This window comes from Microbacterium sp. DT81.1 (assembly GCF_049844955.1).
Classification (GTDB): domain Bacteria; phylum Actinomycetota; class Actinomycetes; order Actinomycetales; family Microbacteriaceae; genus Microbacterium.
Genome location: NZ_JBNCMA010000008.1, coordinates 94,423 through 117,145 on the forward strand (window position 1 = coordinate 94,423; position 22,723 = coordinate 117,145).

The 22,723-nt window shown below is 69.7% G+C and carries 16 protein-coding genes; 10 read left to right on the top strand and 6 right to left on the bottom strand.

All coding sequences use genetic code 11. The features are described 5' to 3' along the window. Positions 1-215: 215 nt before the first annotated feature. Both ACLQ2Q_RS19660 and ACLQ2Q_RS19665 read left to right on the top strand, forming a co-directional pair. On the top strand, positions 216-2,744 hold the full coding sequence (locus ACLQ2Q_RS19660) for an ATP-dependent Clp protease ATP-binding subunit (RefSeq protein WP_425823067.1): 2,529 nt from the start codon (positions 216-218) through the stop codon (positions 2,742-2,744). A gap of 108 nt (positions 2,745-2,852) precedes the next feature. Next, entirely contained in the window at positions 2,853-3,398 is a 546-nt protein-coding gene (locus tag ACLQ2Q_RS19665; protein ID WP_425823069.1) for an amino-acid N-acetyltransferase, read from the top strand. 49 nt (positions 3,399-3,447) lie between these two features. On the opposite strand, the gene ACLQ2Q_RS19670 is transcribed toward ACLQ2Q_RS19665, so the two are convergent. After that, complete coding sequence (locus ACLQ2Q_RS19670) at positions 3,448-4,014, bottom strand: hypothetical protein (protein WP_425823071.1); 567 nt, start codon at positions 4,012-4,014, stop codon at positions 3,448-3,450. 73 nt (positions 4,015-4,087) lie between these two features. On the opposite strand from ACLQ2Q_RS19670, the gene ACLQ2Q_RS19675 reads away from it, so the two are divergent. Further along, positions 4,088-4,804 (top strand): 2-phosphosulfolactate phosphatase, encoded by a 717-nt coding sequence (locus ACLQ2Q_RS19675; RefSeq protein ID WP_425823073.1) that lies wholly within the window; start codon positions 4,088-4,090, stop codon positions 4,802-4,804. Here the strand turns inward: ACLQ2Q_RS19675 and ACLQ2Q_RS19680 are convergent. From ACLQ2Q_RS19680 to ACLQ2Q_RS19690, 3 genes are all read right to left on the bottom strand, one after another. Continuing rightward, entirely contained in the window at positions 4,764-5,252 is a 489-nt protein-coding gene (locus tag ACLQ2Q_RS19680) for a SprT-like domain-containing protein (RefSeq protein ID WP_425823075.1), read from the bottom strand. The two genes, ACLQ2Q_RS19675 and ACLQ2Q_RS19680, sit on opposite strands and share 41 nt — an antisense overlap. Before the next feature lie 53 nt (positions 5,253-5,305). Beyond that, positions 5,306-5,833 carry a hypothetical protein gene (locus ACLQ2Q_RS19685; RefSeq protein WP_425823077.1) on the bottom strand — a complete coding sequence of 176 codons (528 nt, stop codon included), beginning with the start codon at positions 5,831-5,833 and terminating at the stop codon, positions 5,306-5,308. A gap of 98 nt (positions 5,834-5,931) precedes the next feature. Then, positions 5,932-6,792 carry a spermidine synthase gene (locus tag ACLQ2Q_RS19690; RefSeq protein WP_425823079.1) on the bottom strand — a complete coding sequence of 287 codons (861 nt, stop codon included), beginning with the start codon at positions 6,790-6,792 and terminating at the stop codon, positions 5,932-5,934. 149 nt (positions 6,793-6,941) lie between these two features. Here ACLQ2Q_RS19690 and ACLQ2Q_RS19695 point away from each other — a divergent pair, with 149 nt between their 5' ends. From ACLQ2Q_RS19695 to ACLQ2Q_RS19705, 3 genes are all read left to right on the top strand, one after another. Next, the gene (locus tag ACLQ2Q_RS19695) at positions 6,942-8,624 is read left to right on the top strand and encodes an ABC transporter substrate-binding protein (RefSeq protein ID WP_425823081.1); all 1,683 of its coding nucleotides are present in this window, start codon (positions 6,942-6,944) and stop codon (positions 8,622-8,624) included. 97 nt (positions 8,625-8,721) lie between these two features. Then, positions 8,722-9,726, top strand: a complete 1,005-nt coding sequence (locus tag ACLQ2Q_RS19700; RefSeq protein WP_425823083.1) for an ABC transporter permease — start codon at positions 8,722-8,724, stop codon at positions 9,724-9,726. Continuing rightward, positions 9,723-10,682, top strand: a complete 960-nt coding sequence (locus ACLQ2Q_RS19705) for an ABC transporter permease (protein ID WP_425823085.1) — start codon at positions 9,723-9,725, stop codon at positions 10,680-10,682. The genes ACLQ2Q_RS19700 and ACLQ2Q_RS19705 overlap by 4 nt, the downstream gene beginning before the upstream one ends. Positions 10,683-10,816: 134 nt before the next feature. Here ACLQ2Q_RS19705 and ACLQ2Q_RS19710 read toward each other — a convergent pair whose 3' ends face one another. Further along, positions 10,817-12,589: a dipeptide ABC transporter ATP-binding protein gene (locus tag ACLQ2Q_RS19710; RefSeq protein WP_425823087.1), complete on the bottom strand. Its 1,773-nt coding sequence runs from the start codon at positions 12,587-12,589 to the stop codon at positions 10,817-10,819. Positions 12,590-12,709: 120 nt separating this feature from the next. Here ACLQ2Q_RS19710 and ACLQ2Q_RS19715 point away from each other — a divergent pair, with 120 nt between their 5' ends. From ACLQ2Q_RS19715 to ACLQ2Q_RS19725, 3 genes are all read left to right on the top strand, one after another. After that, complete coding sequence (locus ACLQ2Q_RS19715) at positions 12,710-13,576, top strand: LamB/YcsF family protein (protein ID WP_425823089.1); 867 nt, start codon at positions 12,710-12,712, stop codon at positions 13,574-13,576. Between the two features lie 152 nt (positions 13,577-13,728). Next, positions 13,729-14,562, top strand: coding sequence for a tryptophan-rich sensory protein (locus ACLQ2Q_RS19720; protein ID WP_425823091.1), 834 nt, complete (start codon positions 13,729-13,731; stop codon positions 14,560-14,562). Positions 14,563-14,600: 38 nt separating this feature from the next. After that, positions 14,601-16,274: a 5-oxoprolinase/urea amidolyase family protein gene (locus ACLQ2Q_RS19725; protein ID WP_425823093.1), complete on the top strand. Its 1,674-nt coding sequence runs from the start codon at positions 14,601-14,603 to the stop codon at positions 16,272-16,274. Positions 16,275-16,281: 7 nt separating this feature from the next. Here ACLQ2Q_RS19725 and ACLQ2Q_RS19730 read toward each other — a convergent pair whose 3' ends face one another. Beyond that, positions 16,282-18,906, bottom strand: a complete 2,625-nt coding sequence (locus ACLQ2Q_RS19730) for an ATP-binding protein (protein ID WP_425823095.1) — start codon at positions 18,904-18,906, stop codon at positions 16,282-16,284. Between the two features lie 306 nt (positions 18,907-19,212). On the opposite strand from ACLQ2Q_RS19730, the gene rpoB reads away from it, so the two are divergent. Then, positions 19,213-22,701: a DNA-directed RNA polymerase subunit beta gene (rpoB, locus tag ACLQ2Q_RS19735; RefSeq protein WP_425823097.1), complete on the top strand. Its 3,489-nt coding sequence runs from the start codon at positions 19,213-19,215 to the stop codon at positions 22,699-22,701. Positions 22,702-22,723 lie beyond the last annotated feature (22 nt).

The window sequence follows — 22,723 nt, forward strand, 5'->3', positions numbered from 1 at the left end:
TTCTCCGAACTTCGTCGCATCGCAGCCCGGACCAGACCGCTCCGCACAGCCGACCGAACAGCCCGCCTCCAACGACGAGGCAGGCGACGGGGCCGGATGCCGAGACGTCACGCGTCGCTTGGCGCTATGCCCAGGGCGAACAACGGGATTTCGGCATCCACCCGTCGTTACCCTCGATACAAGGCGCCCCCGCAGAGCGCCTGGAGGAGTTTGCGATGTTTGAGAGATTCACCGACCGTGCCCGTCGCGTGGTTGTGCTCGCCCAAGAAGAGGCGAAGATGCTCAACCACAACTACATCGGCACCGAGCACATCCTGCTCGGGCTGATCCACGAGGGCGAGGGCGTCGCCGCAAAGGCGCTCGAGTCCCTCGGCATCTCGCTCGATGCCGTCCGCGAGCAGGTGCAGGACATCATCGGCCAGGGCCAGCAGCAGCCGACGGGGCACATCCCGTTCACGCCGCGCGCCAAGAAGGTCCTCGAGCTGTCCCTGCGCGAGGCGCTGCAGCTCGGCCACAACTACATCGGCACCGAGCACATCCTGCTCGGGCTGATCCGCGAGGGCGAGGGCGTCGCCGCACAGGTGCTCGTCAAGCTCGGGGCCGACCTGAACAAGGTCCGCCAGCAGGTCATCCAGCTGCTCTCCGGATACCAGGGCAAGGAGCCGGCCGCCGTCAGCGGCGCGGCGCACGACAGCACGGCGGGCGCTCAAGGAGGATCGCAGGTGCTCGACCAGTTCGGTCGCAACCTCACGCAGGCCGCACGCGACAACAAGCTCGACCCGGTGATCGGGCGCGAGAAGGAGATCGAGCGGGTCATGCAGATCCTCTCTCGTCGCTCCAAGAACAACCCCGTGCTGATCGGTGAGCCTGGTGTCGGAAAGACCGCCGTGGTCGAGGGCCTCGCCCAGGCCATCGTCAAGGGCGATGTGCCCGAGACGCTCAAGGACAAGCAGCTCTACTCGCTCGACCTCGGGTCGCTGATCGCCGGTTCCCGCTACCGCGGTGACTTCGAGGAGCGCCTGAAGAAGGTCACCAAGGAGATCCGCACCCGCGGCGACATCATCGTCTTCATCGACGAGATCCACACCCTGGTGGGTGCGGGTGCCGCGGAGGGCGCCATCGACGCCGCATCCATCCTGAAGCCGCTCCTCGCTCGAGGCGAGCTGCAGACGATCGGCGCGACGACGCTCGACGAGTACCGCAAGCACTTCGAGAAGGATGCCGCTCTCGAGCGCCGCTTCCAGCCGATCCAGGTCGCCGAGCCGAGCCTGCCCCACGCGATCAACATCCTCAAGGGGCTGCGTGACCGGTACGAGGCGCACCACAAGGTGCAGATCACGGATGGCGCCATCGTCGCCGCCGCCAACCTCGCCGACCGGTACGTGAGCGACCGCTTCCTGCCCGACAAGGCCATCGACCTGATCGACGAGGCCGGCGCACGCCTTCGCCTGTCGATCCTCTCGAGCCCGCCGGAGCTCCGTGAGTTCGACGAGAAGATCGCGAACGTGCGTCAGCAGAAGGAGCAGGCCTCAGAGGACCAGGACTTCGAGAAGGCCGCCGCCCTCCGCGACGAGGAGAAGAGCCTCCTCGCCGAGCGCCTGCGCCTGGAGAAGCAGTGGCGCTCCGGCGACGTGGCGACCCACGCGGTCGTGGACGAGGGCCTGATCGCCGAGGTGCTCGCTCAGGCCACCGGCATCCCCGTGTTCAAGCTGACCGAGGAGGAGTCCAGCCGGCTCGTCTTCATGGAGAAGGCGCTGCACCAGCGCGTCATCGGTCAGGAGGAGGCCATCGCGGCCCTCTCCAAGACGATCCGCCGTCAGCGCGCCGGCCTCAAGGACCCGAAGCGTCCCAACGGCTCGTTCATCTTCGCCGGCCCCACGGGTGTCGGAAAGACCGAGCTCGCGAAGGCGCTCGCCGAGTTCCTGTTCGACGACGAGGGCGCGCTGATCTCCCTCGACATGTCGGAGTTCGGTGAGAAGCACACCGTCTCGCGGCTCTTCGGTGCCCCTCCGGGATTCGTCGGGTTCGAAGAGGGCGGTCAGCTCACCGAGAAGGTGCGCCGCAAGCCGTTCAGCGTCGTGCTCTTCGACGAGATCGAGAAGGCGCACCCCGACATCTTCAACTCGCTGCTGCAGATCCTCGAAGAGGGTCGGCTCACCGACGGTCAGGGCCGCGTGATCGACTTCAAGAACACGGTCATCATCATGACCACCAACCTGGGCGCGCGCGACATCGCGGGCGGCCCGGTCGGGTTCCAGGTCGAGGGCGACAGCGCGACGTCGTACGACCGGATGAAGGGCAAGGTGCAGGAAGAGCTCAAGCGGCACTTCAAGCCCGAGTTCCTCAACCGCGTCGATGACATCATCGTGTTCCCGCAGCTGTCCAAGCCCGAGCTGATCCAGATCGTCGACCTGTTCACGAAGCGCCTCGGCGAGCGTCTGCTCGACCGCGACATGACGATCGAGCTCACGCTGCCCGCCAAGGAGCGCCTCATCGAGATCGGCTTCGACCCGGCTCTCGGCGCTCGGCCCCTGCGCCGCGCGATGCAGCACGAGGTCGAGGACCGCCTGTCGGAGCGGATCCTGCACGGCGAGCTCAACTCCGGCGATCACATCACCGTGGACGCCGTGAACGGCGAGTTCGTCTTCGAGAACGGTCCCCGTGGTCAGAAGGTGGCCGTCGGCATCACGAGCGGCGCCGAGATCAGCTCATCGCCCGACCTCGCGGTCGCCAGCGGCGAGTAGCACTGCGGGCCGTGGCCTGAACGAACGAAGACCGGATGTCGCGACATCCGGTCTTCGTCGTTTCCGCCCCCAGCGATTCCAGATGCGCACGCGGCTTAGGCTGGAACGATGAGCACATCCCGCGCAGCTCGCGAGCCGCAGATCGAGGATTCGGCCGCCTACCGCGTCCGCCCTGCGCGAAGCGCGGACGTGCGGGGCATCCAGTCCCTGCTGGCGCCTTTCGTCGAGCGCCGGATCCTCCTGGGCAAGGATCTCGTGGTGCTCTTCGAGTCCGTGCAGCAGTTCGTGGTCGCCGAGACGTCGGACGGCCGGCTGATCGGATGCGGCGCATTGCACGTGATGTGGGAGGACCTGGGCGAGATCCGCACGCTCATCGTTCAGGACGAGTGGCTGCATCACGGCGTCGGCCGCGAGATCGTCGAGGCCCTGGAGGGGAACGCGCGGACGCTCGGGCTCTCGAGGCTGTTCTGCCTGACGTTCGAGGTCGATTTCTTCACCCGGCGCGGGTTCACCCCGATCGGCGAACAGGTCGTCGACCCGGACGTCTACTCGCAGCTGCTGCGGAGCCCCGACGAGGGCATCGCGGAGTTCCTCGACCTGGCCCACGTCAAGCCGAACACGCTCGGCAACACACGGATGCTCAAGCGCCTCTGACGCCGGCGCCTTCCCGGCCCGTCACGCGGGCAGTTCGGCCTCCGGCCCGTCATTCGGGCAGCTCGGCCTCCCCGGCCTCCGCGGGCGGAATGTCGGGCAGCCCGTCATCCTCCGCCTCCGCGGGCGGGATGTCGTACGCCCACGACGGCGCGAGCGCCTTGATGCGCGCCTGCCGCCACTGCCACATCCCCCAGAGCACCGGCCAGAGCGCGGGTGCGGCGGTGCCGCCGATCACGAGCCGATCGCGCCACAGCGTCTTCTCCGGGTCATCGGGCGCGGGGGCGACGGCGATCTGGTGGTCCCAGACATCGAGCGCCGCGAGCGGGCCGGTCAGCGGGATGCCGCTGTCGCGGAAGATGCGCACCGGTCCTTGCCGGTCGGTGGTGAAGCGGTCGCTCGCGTGGATGAGCTGCCGCCCGAGGGGCAGCGCGCCGCCGACGCTCATCCCCACGGCGACATCCGCGCCCGACTCCCACCGGGTCGGGAAGCCGTCTGCACCGAGGGGCTCCATCTCGAGGAAGGGGCCGTAGAGCTCGGCCACCGCCCTCGGCGAGTGCAGGGCCCGCCATGCGGCATCCGCATCGCAGTCGATCACGAACTTGAGCATGACGCGCATCCCCCCATCCTTGCATCCGGGCCCGCTGGCGAGGCCTTCCGGGCTGCCAGTGCCCGCCATTTAGGCTGTCCGGGTGGACGCGACGCCTTTCGATCAGCAGACCTACCAGGTGCGACTCGAGTGGGGCGTCGCGGGGCTTGCGCGCCTCGCCCCCGCCGACGTGATCGTCGTCGTCGACGTGCTGCGCTTCTCGACGAGGGGGACGGATGCCGTGGCCGCCGGCGACGCGTTCCCGCTGGATGACTCCTCCCACGCCGTCTCGATCAACGGCGCCGCCGTGAGTGCCGCGGCCGCGCGCACGGACGCGCTCGTTCTGCTCGGCTGCCTGCGCAACGCTTCGTCCGTCGCCGCGGCCGTGCTGGCCGAGCAGGAGCGACGAGGCGACCGGACGAGCGTGGCGATCATCGCCGCCGGCGAGCTGACGGGACGCGAGGAGGACGCGTCGCTGCGCTTCGCCATCGAGGATCAGCTCGCCGCCGGCGCGATCATCGAGGCGCTGGGCGAGCGGGGGATCGACCACACGTCGCCCGACGCGGCCGTGGCGGGCGAGGCTTTCCGGGGCCTCCGCCGCGCCGTGCGGCACCTGTTGACCGCCAGCGGCTCGGGGCGCGAACTCACGGCGACGGGACGGGCCGATGAAGTGGCCGCTGCCGCCGTGCTGGACGCGACGGACGCCGTGCCGGTGTTCGTCGAGGGCGCCTTCGTCGCCTACCCCGCCGCGCCTGACGGGGCCGCTCAGCGGACGGGTCTCAGCGGGACCGCTGAGCCGCCAGTCGCAGTGCGGGAGTGATCTCCCGGCGCGTCCAGGCGAAGACGAAGCGCTCGTCGAAGCGACGGGCGCACTTCGCGCACGACGTCGATCGCGTCGGCTTGCGATGCCGGTAGGCGACGTGTCCGGAGGGGCATACCCCCACCCACGGCGCGAGCTCGGTCGCGGTCTCGCCGTCGTGGGTGGTGCCTCCGACGTACCCGAGGTCGCGCGCGATGGCCTTCCACTTCGGACCATGTCCCGCCTTCGCACCGGCCAGCGCGTGCGCGACCTCGTGCAGCAGCGTCTGGTGGTTCGTGTCGTCGTCGTAGCGCGCGGCGAGGTAGCGCGACACGCTGATGCGCTTGCTCGTGTAGTCGCAGAGCCCGGCCCGGCGTTTGGCGTGATCGAAGGCGAACGACCAGGAGTCGTCGAGGTGGAGCGCGATCAGGGCATCGGCCCACGCACGAACACGGTGCAGTTCTGTCATGCGGAGAACTTAGAACACAGGTACGACAGTCGGTGCCCGGTGGCGGGACCCGCTCAGCTCGCCACGCTCGTCTGGGCACGGCGGCGGTCCGCCGCATCGATCGCCAGCAGCGACGACTCCAGCTGCTCGTCGGTCGCGCCCGACTCCTGCCGGAGGAAGAGCGCGCGCTTGAAGTCCATGCGGGCGTCGTCGAAGTCGCCGGCATCGAAGCGCACCTTGCCCCGGTGCTGGTAGGCGAAGGCGGCGATGGCCGCCCAGTTCTGCCCTTCGGCCTCTTCGGCGCACGTGGTCAGCTCGTGCTCGGCCGCCGCATATGCACCCCGCGCCTGCTGCACCGACGCGTGCAGGATGCGGGAGCGGAGCAGGTCGCGGCGCGTTCCGGCCATCCGGGCGACCCGCACCGACTGCTCGCTGATCACGAGGGCGTCCTCGAGGCGGTCGAGCACCTTCAGCAGCCACACGCGCTCGAGCAGGGCCGGCAGCGAGCGCTGCTCGCCGATCTCCTCGAGGCGCGCCTTGCACTGGCGCTGGTCGATCTTCTCGCGCAGTGTCTCCGGATCGTATCCGTGGATGTAGCTCACCGGGACTCCTCTCGCCGCGGGCGGTTCGCCTCCCCAGTCTGCCCCGAATGCGGCGGCGTTCCGAAGAAGGCGCGCGGGATGTCGAGACGCCGGTGTCGTCATCGCTCGAAAATCGACGCCTGGGGTCTTGGGGAGGGGACGGCATCGGCATCCGTGATCACCCGCGCACCGCGCGCGAAGGCGTCCAGTTCGGCGCCCATCGCCACCTTTGCCGGGTGCGGGCCTGCCGCCATGAGCCGGGGGAGCCACTCCGTGGGCAGCGGCGCGGCGGATGCGGCGATGACCAGGTTGCCGAAGCGACGGCCCTTCAGCACCTGCACCTCGGCGAGCACGGCGACGTGCTCGAGCACTGCGTGGATCGTCGCGACCTGCCGACGCGCGAACGCCAGGCCGGGGCCGTCGGCGACGTTCACGAGCAGCACGCCGTCGGGCGCCAGCATCCGCGCCGCCACCGTGTGGAATTCCACCGAGGTGACGTGCGCCGGTGTCTGCGACCCGGCGTACACGTCCGAGACGAGCAGGTCCACCGAACCCACGAGTCCAGGAGGCAGCCTCTCCAGCACCGCCCTCGCATCGCCGACCCGCACGCGGATCGACGCGCCCTTGGGCAGCGGCAGCGCGGCGCGCACCAGTTCCACGAGGGCCGGTTCGAGCTCGACGACCTGCTGCCGGGAACCGGGGCGGGTCGCCTCGATGTAGCGGGGGAGGGTGAGGGCCCCGGCGCCCAGGTGCACCGCGGTGAGCGGCTGACCCGGCATCCGCAGGCGGTCGATGACCGCCCCCATGCGCGCGACGTACTCGAAGTGCAGGTGCGTCGGATCGTCGAGGTCGACGTGCGACTGCGGAGTCCCGTCGACGTCGAGCTCCCAGCCGGACGTGAAGCCGGAGCGCACCACCCTGGCGATGGTGCCGTCGGACAGCCGGACCGTGATCGGGTCTTCCTGCCGCGCTCTGGCCATGGATCCACGCTATCCCGCCAGGATGAAACACGATCGAGACATAGGTGTAATGCCCTCACGGGCGCGGGCCGGATAGCGTCGAGGGATCACCCACACCGAGTGACGGGCCCGACCCGGGCCCGCATCCGACGATGGAAGGTTCACAGCAAATGCAACACTCACGAATCCGGCGAGGCGCTCTCGCAGCGATCGCCGGAGTATCGATCGCGGCGCTCGCCCTCGCGGGCTGCGCGAGCGAGCGGGGCGACGGGGGCGGCGACGCCGATGCCACCGACGCGGCGGTCGACGGCACGTTCATCTTCGCGGCGTCTGCCGACCCGGCCAACCTCGACCCCGCCTTCGCCCAGGACGGCGAGACGTTCCGCGTCTCGCGTCAGATCTTCGAGGGGCTCGTCGGCACGGAGCCCGGAACCGCAGACCCCGCGCCGCTGCTGGCGGAATCGTGGGACTCGGCCGAGGACGGCATGTCGCACACCTTCACTCTGAAGGAGGGGGTCACGTTCCACGACGGCACGGACTTCAACGCGGAGGCCGTCTGCTACAACTTCGACCGCTGGTACAACTGGACGGGCCTTGCCGCCAGCGAGGCGCTGTCGTACTACTACGGCAAGCTCTTCCGCGGCTACGTCGAGACGCCGGATGCCGCGGTGTACAAGTCATGCACACCCGACGGCGACTACTCGGTGACGATCGAGCTCAACCAGCCCTTCGCCGGCTTCATCCCCGCGCTCTCCCTGCCCGCCTTCGCGATGCAGAGCCCGACGGCTCTCGCCGAGTTCGACGCCGACGGCATCGGCGGCAGCGAAGAGGCGCCGACGCTGTCGGAGTACGGCTCCGGTCACCCGACCGGCACCGGTCCCTACAAGTTCGACGAGTGGGCACCGGGCGAGCAGCTGAAGCTGAGCGCGTACGAGGACTACTGGGGCGACGCGGGTCAGATCGACGAGATCATCTTCCGGGTGATCGATGACCCGACCGCACGCCGCCAGGCCCTCGAGTCCGGTTCCATCGACGGCTACGACCTGGTCGGCCCCGCCGACACCGGCGCCCTCGAGGACGCCGGGTTCACGATGGTCTCGCGCCCCCCGTTCACGATCCTCTACCTGGCGTTCAACCAGGCCGTTCCGGCGCTGCAGGACATCCGTGTGCGCGAGGCCCTCTCGTACGCGGTCGACAAGGACGCGCTCATCTCACAGGTGCTCCCGGAGGGCACCGAGAAGGCCACGCAGTTCATGCCGGATGTCGTCAACGGCTGGAACCCGGATGTCACGACGTACGAGTACGACCCCGAGAAGGCGAAGTCGCTCCTCGCGGAGGCGGGCTACGACGAGTCGAACCCGCTGACGCTGGAGTTCAACTACCCGGTCGACGTCTCGCGCCCGTACATGCCGGACCCGGAGCAGATCTTCACGGTGCTCTCGTCACAGCTCGCCGAGGCGGGCGTCGTGACGAACCCCGTGACGGATGCCTGGAGCCCCGACTACCTCGACAAGATCACCGGAACGCCGAACCACGGCATCCACCTGCTCGGGTGGACGGGCGACTACAACGACACCGACAACTTCGTCGGCGTCTTCTTCGGTCAGCCGTCGGCGGAGTGGGGCTTCGACAACCCCGAGCTGTTCGCCGCCCTGTCCGAGGCCCGCGGGGTTCCGAACCTCGAGGAGCAGACGGCGCTGTACGAGGACATCAACCAGATGGTCGCCGAGTTCATCCCCGGCGTGCCCCTGGCGCACCCGGCCCCGACGCTCGCATTCGCGAAGCGCGTCGAGAGCTACCCGGCCAGCCCGGTCAATGACGAGGTCTTCACCGACATCGTCCTGACTGAGTAAAACGCGGCACGTGCCGTAATGTGCGGTGCGGGGACCTGGCCATCAGCCGCGTCCCCGCACCGCACACCGTCCCCGACACCCCTGGGAGAAATCCGCTTTGCTGCGCACCATCGGCAACAGGCTGCTCCTGCTCATCCCCACGCTGGTCGGCCTCAGCATCCTGCTCTTCCTGTGGGTGCGCGCGCTGCCGGGCGGTCCGGCCGTAGCCATCCTGGGCGAGAAGGCGACGCCCGAGGCCGTCGAGCGCATCAATGAGCTCTACGGGTTCGACGAACCCGTCTTCGTGCAGTACTTCACGTGGCTCGGCCGGCTGCTCACCGGCGACTTCGGCAGCTCCATCGAGACCAGCCGAGCGGTGCTCGATGAGTTCGTGCGCCGTTTCCCCGCGACGCTGGAGCTGTCGATCGCCGCACTGATCTTCGCGATCGGCCTCGGCATCCCGCTGGGCTACATCGCGGCCCGCCGCCACGGCCGTTTCACCGACCACGCATCGGTCGTGGCGAGCCTGGTCGGAATCACGATCCCCGTCTTCTTCCTGGCGTTCATGCTGAAGTACATCTTCGCCATCCAGCTCGGGTGGCTGCCCTCCGACGGACGCCAGGACCCGCGGATCGATGCGACCCATCCGACGGGCTTCTATGTGCTCGACGGCATCCTGACGGGCGAATGGGATGCCGCGTGGGACGCGATCATCCACCTCATCCTTCCTGCCCTCGCCCTGGGTACGATCCCCCTCGCGATCATCGTTCGCATCACCCGCGCATCGGTCCTCGAGGTGCAGAATGCCGACTACGTGCGCACCGGCCGGGCCAAGGGCATCAGCCAGGGCACGTTGCGCAACCGCTTCATCATGCGCAACGCCCTGCTTCCGGTGGTGACCACGATCGGCCTGCAGACCGGTCTCCTCATATCGGGCGCGGTGCTCACCGAGAAGGTCTTCGCCTGGCCGGGAGTCGGTTCGTTCATGGCCGACGCCATCTACAACCGGGACTTCCCCGTGCTGCAGGGATTCATCATCTTCATCGCGATCCTCTACGCGCTCATCAACCTGACCGTCGACGTCTCCTACAGCTTCATCGACCCGAGAGTGAGGGTGTCATGACGTCCGCCATGCTTCCCCCCGCACCGATGGGCGGGCCGGTCGATGACACCTCTGTCGATGACCGGGAGTTGCTGCGGGCACAGTCGCCCGGCGGCTTCTGGCGCGATGTCTTCAAGAGACTGCGCCGCAACCCGACCGCGTGGATCGGCGCCGCGATCGTGTTCGTGTTCGTCTTCGTCGCCGTCCTGGCGCCGTGGCTCGCTCCGTACCCCGAGACGGCGCTGCCCGGGGCGAGGTACATCACCCCGACCAACATCCCGGGGCCGGGCGAACTCCCGCAGTTCCCTCTCGGGCTCGACCGCTTCGGCGGCGACGTGCTGTCCAAGCTCATCTGGGGCGCCCGGGCGTCCCTCGTGATCGGCGTGGTCTCGACCGCGTTCGGTCTCATCGGCGGGATGCTGCTGGGGCTCCTCGCGGGGACGTTCGGGGGCTGGGTCGACAACGTCATCATGCGCTTCGTGGACATCCTGCTGTCGGTGCCGAACCTGCTGCTCGCCGTGTCGATCGCCGCACTGCTCGGTCAGTCCCAGTACGCGGTCATGATCGCGATCGGAGCGTCGCAGGTCCCGATCTTCGCCCGCCTCCTCCGGTCATCGATGCTGCAGCAGAAGAGCGCCGATTACGTGCTCTCGGCGCAGACGCTGGGGCTCGGCCGGGGCACCATCACGATGAGCCACGTGCTGCCGAACGCCATCGGCCCGGTGATCGTGCAGGGAACCCTCACGCTCGCGACCGCCGTCATCGACGCCGCGGCGCTGTCGTACCTCGGCCTCGGCGGCGGGCGCCCCGAGACCGCCGAGTGGGGGCGCATGCTCACGTACGCGCAGGCCGAGTTGGCCATCGCCCCCTGGCTCGCGTTCCTCCCCGGCATCTGCATCGCCCTGACCGCACTCGGCTTCACGCTGCTCGGCGAGGCGCTCCGCGAGGCGATGGATCCCCGCACGCGGGCGCGCTGACATCCGACCCCTCCGTCGACGCTCGAGAATGGGTGCGGCGCCCCGGACTCGCCGCCGCGCGCTGATTCTCGGACGGCGGACCGAGTCTCGACGCGAGCAGGAAACCAGGCAACGCCCGGCTTCTCGGGGGTGGTTCAGCCCGCGATGCCGAGTTCGTTGCCGGGGATCGAGGCGAGGAGCCCGCGCGTGTACGGGTCGCGCGCGTTGGTGAAGATCTCCTCCGAGGTCGCGGCCTCCACCAGCACGCCGTCCTTCATCACGCAGACGTAGTCGCTGATCAGCCGCACCACGGCGAGGTCGTGCGAGATGAACAGGTAGCTCAGGTTGTACTCGCGCTGCAGGTCGCCGAGCAGGCGCAGGATCTGGTCCTGCACGAGCACATCGAGCGCCGAGACCGGCTCGTCACAGACGATCACCTCGGGGGAGAGGGCCAGCGCCCGCGCGATCGCGACGCGCTGCCGCTGGCCGCCCGACAGCTCGGACGGGTAGCGCCGCAGCATCGATGCGGGCAGGGCCACGTCATCCATCAGCTGCCGCACGCGCGCGGACCGCTCCTTCGAAGAGCCCCGCTTGTAGAACGCGAGGGGTTCTTCGATGAGCCGCTCGATCGTGAACATGGGGTTCAGCGACGAGTACGGGTCCTGGAAGATCGGCTGCACCTTCTGGCGGAACTCCCGCTGCTCGCGCCGGTCGAGGGTCTGGATGTCCTGGCCCTCGAAGAGGATGCGTCCGCTGGTCGGCTCCACCACCTTCAGCAGCATGCGCGCCGTGGTGGTCTTGCCCGACCCCGACTCGCCCACGATGGCGACCGTCTCACCGCGCGGGACCGCGAGTGACACGCTGTCGACGGCGACGAAGTCCTCCTTCTGGCCGCGGACGGGGAAGACCTTGGTCACGTCCTCGTACTCGACGACGTAGTCGACGGATGCCGGCTCCGCCGTCGCCGCGGGGCCGGCGGCGTCCGCCGCCGCAGGGCGGGTCGTGGCGGCCGGGACAGCGGGTTGCGCCGGCGCGGCGGCAGCCGAATCCGGAATGACGGACTCCAGCCGCGGCGCGGGCCGGAAGGCCTCCGGGCGCAGGCGCACGGCGGCGACGGAGGGCGCCGCCTTCACGAGCGACTGCGTGTAGGGATGCTGCGGGTCGTTCAGGATCTGGTCCGCCGGGCCCTGCTCGACCACGCGGCCCCGGTGCATCACGACCACGCGCGCGGCCCGCTCGGCGGCGAGCCCCAGGTCGTGCGTGATGAGCAGCACCGATGTGCCGAGCTCCTCTGTCATCCGTCCGAGCTGGTCGAGGATCGTGCGCTGCACCGTCACGTCGAGGGCGCTCGTCGGCTCGTCGGCGATCAGCAGGCGGGGCTTGCACGCCAGCCCGATCGCGATCAGCGCTCGCTGCCGCATCCCGCCCGAGAACTCGTGGGGATACTGCTTCGCCCGCTCCCGTGCGTTCGGAAGCCCCGCCGCCTCGAGCGTCTCGACGACCTTGTCATCGACGTCCTTGCGCGTCGCCAGGCCGTGTGCGAGCAGCGTCTCGGCGACCTGCGAGCCGATCTTCGTCACGGGATTCAGATTCGACATCGGATCCTGTGGCACGAGGCCGATCTGGCGCCCGCGGATCGCCCGCATGTCCGACTCCGGCGCCCCCACCAGCTCGCGGCCGTCGAGCGTGATGCTGCCGCGGGCGACGCGGCCGCCGCCGGCGAGCAGGCCGATGATGGCCATGGCCGTCGTGGACTTGCCCGACCCCGACTCTCCCACGATGGCGAGGGTCTCGCCGCCTGCGATCTCGAGGTCGACGCCCTCGACCGCGTGTACCACGCCGTCGGTCGTTGCGAAGTCGACGGCGAGATCCCGCACCGACAGCAGTGTCGTGGAGGCGGGCGCCGGGCCCGTGCCGATCGGAGTCATGCACCCCATCCTGCCCTGCGCCGGGGCCCGGGCGCATTTCCGGGCGGCGGCCTTTACCGACTCGTGACGACCTCGGGTACCGACTCTCGAGATCCTCGTGTCCGGGGCTACCGTGGACCCATGGCAAGTGGGGCCGCGCTGGAGGCGACACCGTCGATCGACCTCAACAGCGACCTCGGCGAGACCTGGAACGGCGAACCGACCGCCGACGACGAGGCGATGTTCGCCGTCGTCTCGAGCGCGAGCATCGCGTGCGGCTTCCATGCCGGTGACGAGCAGTCCATGCGGGCGAGCGTCGAGCGCGCGTCCCGGCTCGGCGTCGCGGTGGGGGCACATCCCAGCTACGCCGACAGGGAGGGCTTCGGGCGCCGCGACCGGAACCCCGAGCCCGGCGTGCTTCGCACCCAGATCGCCCAGCAGCTCGACGCGCTCGCGGCGGCCGGCGCCGACATCCGGTATGTGAAACCGCACGGTGCGCTCTACAACCGCATCGCGGTGGACCCGGTGCAGGCCCGTGCGGTGGCCGAGGCGATCGCGGGGTTCGCCCAGGCCGCGGGCCGGCCGCTCCCGGTGCTCGGGCTCGGCGGCGCCCTCGCGGAGGCGGCCCATGACGCCGGCCTGCCCTTCGTGCGCGAGGCGTTCCTCGACCGCGCCTACACCGCGGGGGGTGCGCTCGTGCCGCGGAGCCGAGCCGGTGCGGTTCTTCATTCCGTCGAGGTCGTGACCGCGCGCGCGCTGCGCCTGGTGCGCGAAGGCGTGATCGAGTCGATCGACGGCGCGCTCGTCGAGGCGGATGCCGCATCGCTGTGCGTCCACGGCGACACCGCCGAGGCGGTGGCGATGGCTCGCGCCGTGCGCGCGGCGCTCGAGGGCGAAGGCGTGGCTATCCGGGCCCCGTGGCGCGCGTCAGCAAGCCGGGGGTTTGGGGCGGAGCCCCATAGAGTGGCGCGCGTCAGCAAGCCGGGGGTTTGGGGCGGAGCCCCATAGAGAGGCGCGCGTCAGCAAGCCGGAGGTTTGGGGCGGAGCCCCATAGAGTGGCGCGCATCAGCAAGCCGGGGGCGTGGCTATACGAGCCCCGTGGGGAATACCGCCGCTAGGGTCGAGACGAAGAGCGCTGCCCCCGAGCGAACGGACCGACCATGACGAACGCATCTTCCACCGGAAGCCCCGACGGCAGGGACATCGTGCGCCAGGTGGCGGTGATCTCCTCGGTCGTGTTCATGGTCATCGCCGCCTTCATCGGCAGCGGAGCGGCCGGTGGAACCCCGATCCAGGAGGCTCTCGGCGGCGCGCTCGACTCGGATGCCTCGTACCTCGCACCCGCGCGGCCGGCGTTCACCATCTGGAGCGTCATCTACGGCGGCCTCATCCTGTACGCCATCTGGCAGGCGCTCCCGGTGCAACGCGCGGCGCGCCGCCAGCGGCTGCTCGGCTGGTGGATCGCGCTGACGGCCGTGCTGAACGGCGGATGGATCCTCGTGGTGCAGTTCGGGACGCTCCTGCTCAGCGTCGTGACGATCATCCTTCTGCTGGCCGTGCTCGCCTTCGTCTGGCGGCGCACCGTGCTCACCAGGGAGCCGGGCGACGGCGTTCTGGACAGCGTGCTGATCGACGGCGTCACCGGGCTGCACTTCGGGTGGGTGACGATCGCGACGGTCGCAAACATCACGGCGCAGCTCACGCAGGTCGCCGACGACGGGTGGGCGGATGCCGCCGGCTTCTGGGGTGTCGTGGTGCTGCTGGTGGCGCTGGCGATCGGCACCGCGATCTCGGTGTGGAGCAAGGGGCGCATCACACCGGCCCTCGCGATCGCGTGGGGCGTGCTGTGGATCGGCGTCGGCCGCATCGCCGACGAGCCCCGGCAGACGGCGATCGGGGTGACGGCGATCCTCGTCGCCGTGCTGCTGGTGGCCGTGCCCGTCGCCATCACCGTCGCGCGGAGGGCGCGCGGGGTGGCGCCCGCCCGCCTCTGACCCGGACGAACGAACCCTTCAGCGTCCGCCCCGAAGCCGTGTCCGAAGCCGCCGACCCGCACACCCTGCCGCGGCTCCTGCCGATGGGCGACCGGGCGCTGCTGGCCGAGGTCGGCTCGCTCGAGGCCGTACTGGCGCTGCGGGCCGCCCTCGCGGCATCCATCCCCCCCGGAGTCCTGGACATCGTGCCGGCAGCCCGCACGGTGCTCGTGCACCTCGACCCGGCGCTGCTTCCGCTGCCGGGCGCCCGGTCGTGGGTGACGGGAGCGGCGGCGGGAACTCCGGATGCCGACGGCCCGGCGGTCGCACCGACGGAGGTGACTCTCGACATCGTGTACGACGGGCCGGACCTCGCGGACACCGCCCGGCTGCTCGGCCTCAGCGCCGAGGCCGTCGTGCAACGCCACCGCGCGGCCGAGTGGACCGTCGCTTTCGCGGGCTTCGCGCCAGGATTCGCCTACCTCGTGAGTCGCGACTGGCGCTTCGACGTGCCGCGGCTCGACACCCCGCGAACGCGGGTTCCCGCCGGCGCCGTCGGGCTCGCGGGCGAGTTCACGGGTGCGTATCCGCGGGAGACACCGGGAGGATGGCGCCTGATCGGAACGACCGCGGCGCCCCTCTTCGAGCCTGGCGCGGAGTTCCCGGCGCTGCTGACCCCCGGTGCCCGGGTCAGATTCGCCGCCGGTCGTGCCCGTGCGTCCGCCTCGGGGGCGTCCGCCTCGGGGGCGCCCCTCTCCGGGGCGTCCGTCCCCGGTGCATCCGCGTCGGGAAGGGACCTCGCCGGGTCGCCGCCCCCCAGGACGGCGACCTCCGGGTCGCTCGAGGCGGAGGAGTCGCTTCCTCTCGGCGGGTTCCGCGTCCTCGAATCCGGGCTGCTGGCGACGATCCAGGACCTCGGGCGCCCCGGCCGGGCGTCGCAGGGCATCGCCCGCTCGGGTGCGCTGGATCGGGCGGCTCTGAAGACGGCGAACAGGCTCGTCGGCAACCCGGAGGGCGCCGCCGGGGTCGAGGTCACGCTCGGCGGGTTCCGGGCGAGCGCCGAAAAGCCCGCGTGGATCGCCGTCGCAGGCGCCTGGGGCGACATCCGCATGGACGGCCGCCGCGTCGACCCCTACGTCGCCCACCCGTGGCCGGCCGGTGCCGAACTGCACATCGACTGGTTCGCCCACGGTGTGCGCGCCTACCTGGCCGTGCGGGGCGGAGTCGACGTGCCCTCCGTCGCCGGTTCCCGCTCGACCGACGTCCTGGCGCGGCTCGGCCCCCCGGCCCTGCGGGCGGGGCGGAGCGTCGGCGTGCGGGCGGATGCCGTCGACCCGGTGCCCCCGGCAGACGTCGCGCCGTGGGGCGCGCCTCCCGACGAGGAGGTCGTCGTCGAGCTCGCCCCCGGTCCGCGCGCGGACTGGTTCTCGGCATCCGCGCTCGCCTCGCTCTACGAGGCCGTCTGGATGGTCACGGAGAAGGCGGACCGGGTGGGGGTGCGCCTTGAGGGACCTCGCCTGGAGCGGACCCGCACCGGCGAGCTGCCGAGCGAGGGCATGGTGCCCGGCGCGATCCAGGTGCCTCCATCGGGATTGCCCACCGTGCTGCTGGCCGACGGTCCCGTGACCGGCGGATACCCCGTGATCGCCGTCGTCGCCGACGGCTCGCTCGATGCGCTCGCGCAGCTGCGGCCAGGCACGCGCATCCGATTCCGGCACGCGCACGCGCACTGAGCCGCCGTCACCAGTGCGCGAGCAGCGGATCCGCGTGCTGGCGATCGAGCTCGGGCAGCGCGAGCGCGACGGCCTCGGGTACCGTGAGCTCCTCACCCGCTCGCTCGCCGGCCGCCACCCCCTCGGGGTCGCGCTCGCGGAGCCGCGCGAGATATGGCGTGTGAACGGTGAACGCCTCGACGTCGAACACGCCGATGCGATGGCGGATGCGGGCGGCCGCGACGGAAAGCGCTCCGGCCCGCCATGCGTCGTCGCGGGCGGCAGAGACGGCGCAGAGGCCCTCCAGTCCGTAGGCGACGCCCTCGTCGTAGTGCAGCCGGATCGAGAGCATGAGCGTCTGGATGAACTCCTTCTCGGCGCCATCGACGTCTCCGCCCAGGAACTTGAGCCGTGCGCGCAGGTTGCCGGCCACCGAGGTGTTGAAGAGGTCGTTTCCCGCCACCGCGACCGTCGTTGCCCGGTCGAAGTGCGCGAACGCCTCGTCGGTGCGGCCCTGCACCCACGCCAGCCGCCCGAGCGAGACCTCCGCGAGCGCCTCGGCCCAGCCGTTGCCGAGCGCCCGCAGCTTGACGGACGCGCGCAGCAGCTCCTTCTCGGCCTTCTCGGCTCCGGCCGCCGAGTACTGCACGCGCGCGGTCGCTCGGGCGGCCAGGGCCATCGCGGCGGCGTCTTCGTCGCCGGTGTCGGTGAACAGCCGCACGGTCTCCCCGAGCCCGGCGATCACCTCCTTCGACGGCCGCTGCCACATCTCGCCCCAGAGCGCGAGGAACCACGCCACCGCTCGGGTGTGCTGCGTGATCGGGCGATCCTTGCCGAGCAGCTCCAGCATCCACACCCGGACGCCGCCGAACAGGCCCGCGATCCACCAGTAGACCAGCAGGCTCCAGGCGAAGTCGGCCGCGTCATCCAGGCGGTCGGTGTAGACGAGGTGACGGATGGCTGCACGGAGGTTGGGCAGCTCGAGGCCCAGCTCGCCAACGGACTCCAGCTGACCGACGCCGCGGAGCCCAGGTGCCAGCCGGGCGACCAGGGCGCGGTAGTAATCGGCGTGCGCGGCGCGCACCTGATCCGCGTCGCCCCGCTCCTTGAGGCGTCCCAGCGCGTACTCCCGCACGATGGCCAGCAGCGAGAAGACGGACCGGCCCTCGACGTCGGTCTGCTTGACGAGCGATCCGTCGACCAGGGCCGCCAGCCCGTCGATGCCGTGCCCGTCCCAGGAGCGCCCGATGCCGAGCGCTTCCACCGCATCGATCGTGAAGCGGGTGGCGAAGACGCCGAGATCGGTGAGCATCTCCCGCTGGATGTCGGGCAGCAGGCTCACGCTCCAGTCGATGGTCGCGCGCATCGTGCGGTGGCGCTCCGGCAGATCGCGCACCGCCGCGGTCAGGAGGGGAAGGCTGCGCTCGAGGCGCTTCGCGATGCCCTGGGGGGTCAGCAGACGCACCTTCGCGGCGGCCAGCTCGATCGCCAGCGGCAGGCCCTCCAGCCGACGACAGATGTCGGCCACGGCGTCGGCGTTCTCCTCCGTCAGCTCGAACCCCGGTTTTGCGGCGCGCGCCCGGTCGATGAACAGGGTGCACGCCGCTGACCGGCGCGCCCGCTCGATCGACGCCGGCTCGCCGGCCGCAGGGAACGGCAGAGCCGGGACCTCGTAGACCCGCTCGCCGCGGATGCGCAGCACCGTCCGGCTCGTCACCAGGAACCGGGCCAGCGGGGCGACCGTGTACAGCCTCACCAGCACGGGGGCGACATCCACGATCTGCTCGAAGTTGTCGAGCACGAGGAGCACGCGCCGTCCCTCGAGCGCTCGCGAGATGCGCTCTTCGAGCACCGCCTCGCCGTTGTCGCGGATGCCGAGTGCGAAGCCGATCGTCGGCAGCAGCAGATCCCCCTCCAAGACACCCTCGAGGGGGACGAAATAGGTGCCGTCCGGGAACAGGTCCTCCGTGGCGAGAGCCGCCTCGATGGCCAGCCTGCTCTTGCCGATGCCGCCGGGGCCGATGAGGCTGATCACGCGGTCCTCGCCGCGGGCGAGCATCTCGCGCACCTGAGCCAGCTCCGCTTCGCGACCGATGGTCGTGGTGTACAGCGAGGGGACGCGGGCGACCAGGGATGCCGCCGACTCGACGCCGTCGGCGCCGGCCGACCGCGAATCGTCGAAGCGCTCGGCGAGCAGGGTCGCGAGGTCGGCGGCGACCTGTCGCTCGAGGTCCTCGGCGTTGCGGAAAGGGAGGTACGCGGCCGTGTCGTCGGAGCGGATCCGGTCGATCAGTTCCGCGAGGCGTGGATCACGCCCGTCGGAGGCCTTGATGTAGATCAGCTTCGGCATCGAGGCGGGCGCGAGGCGGTATTCGTCCTCGAGGCCCGAGATCTCCTCACCGGGAGCGACCCACCCGTAGCTGTCGGCGTAGATCCCTATGAACACGTCGCTCTGCGCCAGGTAGGAGCGGTAGAGCTCTCGAGGCGGGTGCGGGCGTGCGCCCAGCTCGAACATGACGGGAGCGAGTCCCATCCGCTCCACGGCGGCACGAACGGCCAGCCGTTCGTCTGCCAGCTCGCGCAGGGTGGAACTGATGAACACCCGGATCCGCTGATCGGGAGTGCGGATCGCAGGGTATGGGCCCCCGGTCATGACGACATCATTGCGCGCAGGACCGGATCTCTGCCACAGTATCGGCGGATTTCGCCGTTTCGGTCGCGGTTATACAGCAGGATCCAAAACTCGTCAAGAACCGGACTGGACACGGCGCGTCATCCGGCATATAGTTGATGTTTGCGCTCCTAGATTCCCCCTGCCCTCATATGGTGGTCGGCTGTGCCCGCGCGCCCCCGTTCGAAAGAACGGCGTGTGACACGTAGGCAACCGGGGAAGAATCGAGCATCCCACCCCGACGACAAGGAATCACGAGCCCTGCACGGGCTCATGGAGGTTATTCCCTTGGCTGCTGCGCGCAACGCATCCACCACCATCAAGAACGGCCGCGGAGCTTCCCGCCTCTCGTTCGCCAAGATCTCCGACACGCTGACGGTCCCCGACCTGCTGGCGCTTCAGACCGAGTCCTTCGACTGGCTGGTCGGCAACGAGGCCTGGAAGGCCCGCGTCGCCGACGCGAAGGCGATCGGCCGCACCGACGTGCCCGAGATCAGCGGTCTGGAGGAGATCTTCGAGGAGATCTCCCCGATCGAAGACCTCAGCGAGACGATGCAGCTCTCGTTCACCAACCCCTACCTCGAGCCGGAGAAGTACTCGATCGAGGAGTGCAAGGAGCGCGGCAAGACGTACGCCGCCCCCCTGTACGTCGAGGCCGAGTTCATGAACCACCAGACCGGTGAGATCAAGACTCAGACGGTCTTCATGGGCGACTTCCCGCTGCAGACCGGCAAGGGCACGTTCATCATCAACGGCACCGAGCGTGTCGTCGTGTCGCAACTGGTCCGCTCGCCGGGCGTCTACTTCGACAAGACCCCCGACAAGACGTCCGACAAGGACATCGTCTCCGCTCGCATCATCCCGAGCCGTGGCGCATGGCTCGAGTTCGAGATCGACAAGCGCGACCAGGTCGGCGTCCGCATCGACCGCAAGCGCAAGCAGTCGGTCACCGTGTTCCTCAAGGCCCTCGGCCTGACGAGCGAGGAGATCCTTTCCGAGTTCGCCGGCTTCGTCTCCATCGAGGAGACCCTCGCCAAGGACACGATCCTCTCCAAGGAAGACGCGCTCCGCGACATCTACCGCAAGCTCCGTCCGGGCGAGCAGGTCGCCGCCGAGGCCGCCCGTGCGCTGCTGGACAACTTCTACTTCAACTCGAAGCGGTACGACCTGGCCAAGGTGGGTCGCTACAAGATCAACCAGAAGCTCGGCCTCGACGCACCCCTGTCGGCTTCGGTCCTGACGACCGAGGACATCGTCGCGACGATCAAGTACCTCGTGCGCCTGCACCGCGGCGACACGACCTTCGACGGCATCCGCGCCGGCAAGCCGGCCGAGATCCGCCTCGACACCGACGACATCGACAACTTCGGCAACCGCCGCATCCGCGCGGTCGGCGAGCTCATCCAGAACCAGGTGCGCACCGGCCTCAGCCGCATGGAGCGCGTCGTCCGCGAGCGCATGACGACCCAGGACATCGAGGCCATCACGCCGCAGACCCTGATCAACGTGCGCCCCGTCGTCGCCGCGATCAAGGAGTTCTTCGGAACCAGCCAGCTGTCGCAGTTCATGGATCAGAACAACCCGCTCGCGGGCCTGACCCACAAGCGCCGCCTCTCCGCGCTCGGCCCCGGCGGCCTCTCGCGTGAGCGCGCCGGCGTCGAGGTCCGTGACGTCCACCCCTCGCACTACGGCCGCATGTGCCCGATCGAGACCCCGGAAGGCCCGAACATCGGCCTCATCGGATCGCTCGCATCGTTCGCCCGCATCAACGCCTTCGGCTTCATCGAGACCCCGTACCGCCGTGTCGTCGCCGGTCGCGTGACCGAGGACATCGACTACCTGACGGCGTCCGAGGAGGACGACTTCATCGTCGCCCAGGCCAACGCGCCGCTCAAGGCCGACGGTCACTTCCAGGAGGCCCGCGTCCTCGCCCGCAAGAAGGGCGGCGAGGTCGACCTCTTCCACGCCGACGAGATCGGGTACATGGACGTCTCGCCGCGCCAGATGGTGTCGGTCGCGACCTCGCTCATCCCCTTCCTCGAGCACGACGATGCGAACCGCGCCCTCATGGGTGCGAACATGCAGCGCCAGGCCGTCCCGCTGCTGCGCAGCGAGTCGCCGGTCGTCGGCACGGGCATGGAGGGCTACGCCGCCATCGACGCGGGTGACGTCGTCACCGCAGAGAAGGCCGGCGTCGTCGCATCCGTCTCGGCGGATGTCGTCACCATCCAGCTCGACGAGGGTGGCACCCAGGAGTACTTCCTGCGCAAGTTCGACCGCTCCAACCAGGGCACGAGCTACAACCAGCGCGTCATCGTGAGCGAAGGCGAGCGCATCGAGGCGGGCGAGGTCATCGCCGATGGCCCGGCCACCGAGAACGGTGAGCTGGCGCTGGGCAAGAACCTCCTCGTGGCGTTCATGACGTGGGAGGGTCACAACTTCGAAGATGCGATCATCCTGAGCCAGGAGCTCGTGAAGGGCGACACGCTCTCCTCGATCCACATCGAGGAGTACGAGGTCGACGCGCGCGACACCAAGCTGGGCAAGGAGGAGATCACCCGTGACCTCCCCAACGTCAGCCCTGAGCTGCTGAAGGACCTCGACGAGCGAGGCATCGTCCGCATCGGCGCCGAGGTGCGCCCCGGCGACATCCTCGTCGGCAAGGTCACGCCCAAGGGCGAGACCGAGCTGTCGGCCGAGGAGCGCCTGCTGCGCGCGATCTTCAACGAGAAGAGCCGCGAGGTCCGCGACACGTCGCTGAAGGTGCCCCACGGCGAGCAGGGCACGATCATCGCCGTCAAGGAGTTCAACGCCGAGGACGGCGACGACGAGCTCGGCTCGGGCGTCAACCGCCGCGTCGTGGTCTACATCGCCCAGAAGCGCAAGATCACCGAGGGCGACAAGCTCGCCGGCCGCCACGGCAACAAGGGCGTCATCGCGAAGATCCTCCCCGTCGAGGACATGCCGTTCCTCGCGGACGGCACGCCGGTCGATGTCATCCTGAACCCGCTCGGCATCCCGGGTCGAATGAACTTCGGCCAGGTGCTCGAGACCCACCTCGGGTGGATCGCGAAGCAGGGCTGGAAGGTCGATGGCAAGCCGGCGTGGGCCAAGGGCCTGCCGCAGGAGGCCCTCGAGGCCGCCCCCGGCACGAAGGTCGCCACCCCGGTGTTCGACGGCGCGGCCGAGGCCGAGATCGAGGGACTCCTCGACTCGACCAACGTCACCCGCGACGGCGAGCGCCTGATCGGCTCGAGCGGAAAGGCCCTCCTGTTCGACGGCCGCTCCGGTGAGCCCTTCCCGGCTCCCGTCTCGGTCGGCTACATGTACATCCTGAAGCTGCACCACCTCGTCGACGACAAGATCCACGCGCGTTCGACGGGCCCGTACTCGATGATCACGCAGCAGCCGCTGGGTGGTAAGGCGCAGTTCGGTGGCCAGCGCTTCGGCGAGATGGAGGTGTGGGCCCTCGAGGCCTACGGCGCGGCATACGCGCTCCAGGAGCTCCTCACGATCAAGTCCGACGACATCCTCGGCCGCGTCAAGGTGTACGAGGCCATCGTCAAGGGCGAGAACATCCAGGAGCCCGGCATCCCCGAGTCGTTCAAGGTGCTCATGAAGGAGATGCAGTCGCTCTGCCTGAACGTCGAGGTCCTCTCGGCCGACGGCACGGCTGTCAACCTCCGCGACACCGACGACGACGCCTTCCGCGCCGCGGAGGAGCTCGGCATCAACATCTCCACCCGGTTCGAGTCGTCGTCCATCGACGAGATCTAAGCCCGGCCCAGACACAAAGATT

Excerpts from the sequence above, each read along its gene's own strand:
- ACLQ2Q_RS19705 (WP_425823085.1), top strand. The coding sequence starts at position 9,723 with ATGACGTCCGCCATGCTTCCCCCCGCACCGATGGGCGGGCCGGTCGAT.
- ACLQ2Q_RS19730 (WP_425823095.1), bottom strand. The coding sequence starts at position 18,906 with ATGACCGGGGGCCCATACCCTGCGATCCGCACTCCCGATCAGCGGATC.
- ACLQ2Q_RS19660 (WP_425823067.1), top strand. The coding sequence starts at position 216 with ATGTTTGAGAGATTCACCGACCGTGCCCGTCGCGTGGTTGTGCTCGCC.
- ACLQ2Q_RS19690 (WP_425823079.1), bottom strand. The coding sequence starts at position 6,792 with ATGGCCAGAGCGCGGCAGGAAGACCCGATCACGGTCCGGCTGTCCGAC.
- ACLQ2Q_RS19720 (WP_425823091.1), top strand. The coding sequence starts at position 13,729 with ATGACGAACGCATCTTCCACCGGAAGCCCCGACGGCAGGGACATCGTG.
- ACLQ2Q_RS19695 (WP_425823081.1), top strand. The coding sequence starts at position 6,942 with ATGCAACACTCACGAATCCGGCGAGGCGCTCTCGCAGCGATCGCCGGA.
- ACLQ2Q_RS19680 (WP_425823075.1), bottom strand. The coding sequence starts at position 5,252 with ATGACAGAACTGCACCGTGTTCGTGCGTGGGCCGATGCCCTGATCGCG.
- ACLQ2Q_RS19715 (WP_425823089.1), top strand. The coding sequence starts at position 12,710 with ATGGCAAGTGGGGCCGCGCTGGAGGCGACACCGTCGATCGACCTCAAC.
- ACLQ2Q_RS19665 (WP_425823069.1), top strand. The coding sequence starts at position 2,853 with ATGAGCACATCCCGCGCAGCTCGCGAGCCGCAGATCGAGGATTCGGCC.
- ACLQ2Q_RS19710 (WP_425823087.1), bottom strand. The coding sequence starts at position 12,589 with ATGACTCCGATCGGCACGGGCCCGGCGCCCGCCTCCACGACACTGCTG.
- ACLQ2Q_RS19670 (WP_425823071.1), bottom strand. The coding sequence starts at position 4,014 with ATGCGCGTCATGCTCAAGTTCGTGATCGACTGCGATGCGGATGCCGCA.